The sequence below is a fragment of the Chromobacterium sp. S0633 genome, assembly GCF_024158805.1.
Classification (GTDB): Bacteria; Pseudomonadota; Gammaproteobacteria; order Burkholderiales; family Chromobacteriaceae; genus Chromobacterium.
Genome location: NZ_JAMZGH010000087.1, coordinates 1 through 6,546, shown reverse-complemented (window position 1 = coordinate 6,546; position 6,546 = coordinate 1). Strand labels below are relative to the sequence as shown.

General features: G+C 69.2%; 2 protein-coding genes. Both read left to right on the top strand.

Annotated features, from left to right (window positions below; genetic code table 11):
- A partial coding sequence (locus NK214_RS24490) for an SDR family NAD(P)-dependent oxidoreductase (protein WP_253315753.1) occupies positions 1–3,201 on the top strand: 3,201 nt, incomplete at its 5' end.
- Between the two features lie 241 nt (positions 3,202–3,442).
- Positions 3,443–6,546 (top strand): beta-ketoacyl synthase N-terminal-like domain-containing protein (locus NK214_RS24485; protein WP_305883580.1); only part of this gene is annotated, 3,104 nt, incomplete at its 3' end.

Below are 6,546 nucleotides of genomic sequence, written 5' to 3'. Positions count from 1 at the left end.
CCTCAAGTGAGCGCGGTGCAGGCGCCCAAGCCGACGCTGCAGGAGATTCCGCAAGCAGCCGCTCCGGTCGCGCCGGCCCCGGTGGCCGCGCCCGCTCCGGCAGCCGCCGCGCCCGTCGCCGCGATCAGCGCCGAGGACCAGGCCCTGATCCAGCGCTTCGAAGCCTTGACCGAGGCCGACCTGATCAAGCAACTGATCGCCATCGTCAGCGACCGCACCGGCTACCCGGCCGACATGATCAATGAAGACATGGATCTGGAAGCCGACCTGGGCATCGATTCGATCAAGCGCCTGGAAATCTTCGGCGCCATGTTCGACCAGCTGTCCGCCGAAGTGCCGCACTTCCAGGACATGGAAAAACAGAAGGACATGGAAACCTTCGACATCGACGCCTTCAGCAACATCCGCAAGATGGGCGGCTTCTTCAAGCAGACCATCTCCGAACTGCTGACCGAGCTGAAGCAGGGCGGCGCCGCCGCGCCGGCCGCGGAAGCCGCTCCGGCGCCGGAGGCCGCGCCGGCCCCGGTCTCCAGCGAGCCCGCCTTGCACGAAACCCCGGCGGCGGAGGCCAAGCCTTTGCGTCAGCTGGGCGTGGTGTCGTCCACCAAGAAACTGGTGTCCGACGTTGCCGTGGAGGACTCCGCAGCAAAAAAATCCCTAGCTGAGCCCCGGGAGACGGCATCTGCCCTCGCTCAGCAATCCCCTGTAAGTGATGCCCATACGGTAGCCGCGTCCATCCATCGTTTTCAGGCGCGGAAACAAGCTTTGCCCAAGCCGGACCTGCTGGAGCTGGCCGCCGGCCGGCTCTGGCTGCTGACCGACGACGGCAAGGGTTTAAGCGAAGAAGTGGCCAAACAGCTGCTGGCCCACGGCCAGCAGGTGGCGCGGCTGGTGTTCAAGTGGCAGCAGGCCAAGGGCCAGCGCAAGGCGATCAAGCACGTCAACGACTACGTGCTGGAACGCGCCGACGAACTGGCGCTGGAAGACGTGCTGTCGCGGATCGCGGTGGCCGAAGGGCAGGTGGGCGGCTTCATCCACCTGCAAGCGCCGGCCGGCAACGTCAAATCGCTGGCCAACGCCTTCGCCGCGGCCGAGTACGACACCGCTCAGGCCTTGTTCCTGCTGGCCAAGCTGCTGCAGCCCTCGCTGACGCAGCCCGGCCTCGGCCGCGCCTGCTTCTTCGTGGCCAGCCAGCTGGACGGCGAACTGGGCACCGCCCGGCGCGCCGCCTTCCCGGTGGCCGCCGCCGGCGTCAGCGGCCTGAGCAAGGCGCTGAACATCGAGTGGGAAGACGTGTTCTGCCGCACCGTGGATTTCGATCCCAAATGCGGCAAGAGCGCCATCGCCGCGATGTTGCTGGAAGAACTGCGCGACGTGCAGTCCGACGTGGCCGAAGTGGGCCGCGGCGTCAAGGGCGAGCGGATGACGCTGGGCTTCGAGGCGGCGCCGACCGATCCGCAGGCCGTGGCCGGCATCGACGCCAAGACCGTGTTTCTGGTCACCGGCGGTGCGCGCGGTATCACCGCCGAGTGCGTGATCGCGCTGGCCAAGCGTTATCCGGCCCGCTTCGCGCTGCTGGGCCGCACCCGCATCGACGCGCCGCTGCCGGAATGGGCGGAGGGCGGCGGCGAAGTGGCCGAGCTCAAGGCGCGCGCCATCCGCCATCTGCAACAGCAAGGCGAGACGGTGACCCCGGTCAAGGTGGACGCCTTGCTCAAGGAGCTGCTGCAACTGGCCGAGGTGCGCGACACCATCGCCCGGATCGAGCAGGCCGGCGGCCAGGCCATCTATCTGGCTTGCGACATCGGCGACGCCAAGGACGTGGCGCGGGCGGCGGCGGAAGCGCAGCGGCAGCTGGGCCCCATCCGCGGCATCATCCACGGCGCCGGCAACCTGGCGGACAAGCGCATCGAGAAAAAGACCCCGGCCGATTTCCGCTCGGTGTTCCACACCAAGGTGAAAGGGCTGGAGAACCTGCTGGCGGCGGTCAAGCCGGACGGTTTGCGTCATCTGGTGCTGTTCTCCTCGGTGTCGGGCTTCTTCGGCAACGCCGGCCAGACCGATTACGCGATGGCCAACGACGCGCTGAACAAGTTCGCCTATCTGTACCAGACCCTGTACCCGAAACAGCAGGTGCGCAGCATCAACTGGGGTCCGTGGGACAGCGGCATGGTCAACGACGTGCTGAAGAAGGCCTACGCCGACCGCGGCCTGGCCATCATCCCCACCGCCGTGGGCGCGCAGTTCTTCGTCGACGAGTTCGCCGCCGGCCTGGTGCCGCAGGTGATCGTGGGCGGCGGCAGCTACAAGGTGGGGCGCAAGCAGAAGACCCTGCCGGCGCTGACCCGGGTGGAGCGCGAGCTGGACCCGGCCGTCAACGGCTTCCTGGGCGATCACGTGGTGGGCGGACAGCCGGTGCTGCCGGCCACCGCCGCGGCCGGCTGGATGGTGCAGCTGTGCGAAGACCTGCTGCCCGGCTATCGGCTGGAGACGCTGACGGACTTCCGCGTGCTCAAGGGCGTGGTGTTCGACGCCGGCGAACAGCGGCGCTTCATCGCCGAACTGCGGCCGGTGGCCGAAGCCGGCGGCAACGGCGACCGCCACACGCTGGAGGTGAGCATCTTCAACCAGGTGGACGGGGCCGCGCTGAACCGCTACCAGGCGCGGGTGACCATGAGCCGGCTGGCGGCGGAAGCGCCGTTGGACGGGCCCAAGGCGCCGGCGGGCAAGCCGCTGGAGCATGCGCCGCTGTACGGCGACATGCGCGACGGCGCCTGGCTGTTCCACGGCCCGGCCTTCCGCGGCGTGCAGTCCTTGTTCCGTCTCGACGGCCAGGGCTTGCAAGCGGGCGGTAGGCTGGCCGCCGCGGGCGGACAGGGGCAGTTCCCGGTGAACTCCTTCAACCCCTATCTGGCGGACGTGGCCTTGCAAACGCCGCTGATCTGGCTGATGTCGCAGTCGGACAAGGCGGGGTTGCCGCTGCAGATCGCCGAGTGGCGGCAGTACGCACCGCTGGCTTTCGACCAGGCCTTCTATCTGAGCATGGCGGTCACGGCGCAAACCGCGACCACTCTGCTGGCCGACGTCACCGTCCACGGCGCCGACGGCAAGGTGTACAGCAAGCTGTCCGGCTTGCAGTTCACCGTGTCGAAGAAGCTGCGGCAGCTGATGTGCGACCCGGAGGCCAGCGTGGCGGTGTGACGCGAGCAAGGCTGCGCCTGCGGGCGCAGCCGGTCCGGAGCGCGGCGACGCGTTCCGGCCATACAGCCGAGGCGCGGCGGCGGAAGGTCCGCCTTGTCGCCGCCGCACTCGAAATCGGCCCGCGCCGGTTCAATCCTGATCCCGCGCCGCCGCCCGCCGCCTCAACAGCGGCCGGCGGCGGAGGGGGACGGTTGCGCCCAAGGTTTGGGAATGTTGGCTCTACTTTAGGCATGAATGCACTATGGAAGAAATCGCCATTATCGGATTAGGCTGCCTGTTTCCAGGCGCCGAAACGCCAGAACAGTACTGGCGCAACCTGCTGGAGCGGCGGGATTGCACCTCGGAATTGAGCCGGGAAGAGCTGGGCGTGGACCCGGCGTTGTATCGCCACCCGGTGCCGGGCACCGCGGACAAGATCGCCTACAACAAGAACGGCCATGTGCGCGGTTTCAAGCTGGACGCCGGCCGCTACCGCCTGCCGGCCGCGCAGCTGGAGGCGCTGGACCCGCTGTTCCAATGGACGCTGTACGCGGCGGAACAGGCTTTGATCGACGCCGGCCAGGGTGTGGGCCACAGCGCCGAGGCGCTGGAGCGCTGCGGCCTGATCATCGGCAATATCGGCATGCCCACGCACGCCGGCAAGAAGCTGCTCAACGGTTTCTACCAAGGCATCCTGGAACCCTACGTCCAGGAACTGCTGCAACGCGACGATTTCCATTTCCGCCAGCCCTGGCAGGCGGAAGGCTTGTCCGATCTCAATCTGATGACCGGCAGCCACAACGCCACGCTGGCGGCCCAGGCGCTGGGCCTGGCCGGCCCCAGCTTCGCGCTGGACGCGGCTTGCGCCTCCGCGCTGTACGCCATCCGCGTGGCCAGCTACTACCTGCAAAGCGGCAAGGCCGACCTGATGCTGGCCGGCGCGGTCTGCCACGCCGACCACATCTACATCGACCACGGCTTCAACGTGTTGCAGGCCTTCCCGGCCGACGGCCAGTCGGTGCCGTTCGACCGGAACTCCCAGGGTCTGAAGGCCGGCGAGGGCGCCAGCGTGATCGCGCTCAAGCGCTACGCCGACGCGGTGCGCGACAAGGACCGCATCTACGGCGTGATCGAATCCATCGGCCTGTCCAACGACGGCGGCGCCAAGCACATCCTGGTGCCCGACCTCAACGGCCAGCTGCTGTCGCTGAAACGCGCCTACGACGGCGTGGACAAGAACATCGATTATCTGGAATGCCACGCCACCGGCACCCCGGTGGGCGATCAGGTGGAGCTGGGCTCGGTGGAGACCTTCTTCGCCGACCAGGCGCAGCGGCCGCTGATCGGCGCCAACAAGGGCAATATCGGCCATATGCTGACCGCCTCCGGCATGGCCAGCATCCTCAAAGTGCTGCTGGCGATGCGCAGCGGCGTGATCCCGCCGACGCTGAACGTGGAAGACATGGTCAGCACCCCGGGCGGCCAGCTGGACATCCGCCACGTGGTGCGCGACACCACGCCGTGGCCGCAGCGCGGCCAGGCCAAGCGCGCCGGCATCAACGCCTTCGGCTTCGGCGGCGTCAACGGCCACATGGTGCTGCGCGAACACCGCGCCGACGCGCCGGTGACCGCCTGGCCGCAACTGCCGGCCGAACAGCAAAGCCTGGCCATCGTCGGCGTGGGCGTGGCGCTGGCGGACACTGAAACCCCGGACGCCCTGTTGCGGACGGTGGCCGAGGGCCGCCGCCACTTCCGCCCGCTGCCGCGCACCCGCTGGCTGGGCCTGGAGGGGCGCGCCGACGTGCTGGGCGCGCGCGGCTACCGTCAGGCGCCGGCCGGCGCCTATATCGAGCAGTTCGATTTCGACTGCAAGCGCTTCAAGCTGCCGCCCAAGGTGGTGGGCAGCCATCTGCTGTCGCATTTGTTCCTGATGCCCATCGCCGAGCGCGCCTTCTACGACGCCGGCTACCAGCTGGACGGCCACAAGCGCAATATCGCCGTCATCGTCGCCGGCGACGTCGACTACAGCTGCTCGCGCTATCAGGCGCGCAACGAGATGGCCTGGCAGGTGCGCGACAGCCTGGCGCACAGCGGCATCTCGCTGAGCGAGGCGCAGACCGCGGCGCTGGAAACCATCGTCAAGGACAGCCTGTTCCCGGAGCCGTATCCGGAGGGCATTACCGGCGGCATCGGCAATGTGGTGGCCAGCCGCATCGCCGCCCATCTGAAGCTGGACGGCCCGGCCTTCTCGCTGTGCGCGCATGAAAACGCCGCCTTCAAGGCGATAGAACTGGCGCAATTCATGTTGTCCGAGCAATTGGTGGACGCGGTCATCGTCGCCGGCGGCAGCTTCGCCGGCGGTCTGGAAAACGTGTTGTGGGCGCCGCGCCGCGGCGCCGGCCATGTCGACGCGCCGGTGGGCGAGGGCGGCGGCGTGGTGGTGCTCAAGCGCGAGCAGGCGGCCTTGGAAGCCAAGGACCGCGTCTACGCGGTGATGCGCGGCCTGGCCATCGGCCACGCCTGCGGCGACAGCACCGAGTTTCAACCGGCGGCGGACGCGGTGGCGCGCTCGGCGGCGGCGGCCTTGCGCCAGGCCGGCGCGGATCCGGCGTCGGTGGGCTATCTGGAACTGAGCGGCGGCGCGCTGGCCAGCGACAACCAGGTGGAGATCGACGGCTTGTCCCGGGTTTACCGCGACAGCGGCGTCGCCGCCGGCTCGGTGGCCGCCAACTACGGCCAACTGGCCTCGGCCCAGGGCATCGTCAGCGTGATCAAGGCCGCGCTCTGCCTGCATCGCCGGCAGCTGCCCGGCGCGGCGGCGCTGGCCGCCTATCCGGAGGCCGCGCTGCGCGCCGTGTTCCGCGCTGGAGAAACCGGCGCGGCCTGGCCGGCGCCGGCCGGCGGTCTGCGGCTGGCGGCGGTCAACAGCCTGGGCCTGGACCGCGGCTACGCCCATATGATTCTGCAAGAGCCCGGCGAGGCCAATCGCCTGGAAGCCAGAACGCCGACGCCGCCGCAGACGGGCGGTCCGGCCCTGGTCGCCACCGTGCACACCGGCCGCGAACACACCATCGCCGAGATGATCGTCAACGAGGCCAACCGCGCGCTGTTCGGCGACGTCAAGCCCTGGCGGCGTCCGCAGCCGGTGGCGGAACCGGCGCAGCCGCAGCCGGCCGCCGCGGCGCCGGCCGACAGCGAAGCGCCGGTCTTGCAAAGGCAGCACAGCCGTCAGGCGCAGACCCAGCTCAGCTATCTGCAGGCCGAGCAGCGTTTCTACCAGCGCATCGCGCAACTGCTGGGCGCCGGCGCGCCGGCCGGCCAGCGCCGCGCGGCCCAGCCCAAGGGCGCGGGGCCGGTGCCGCCGCG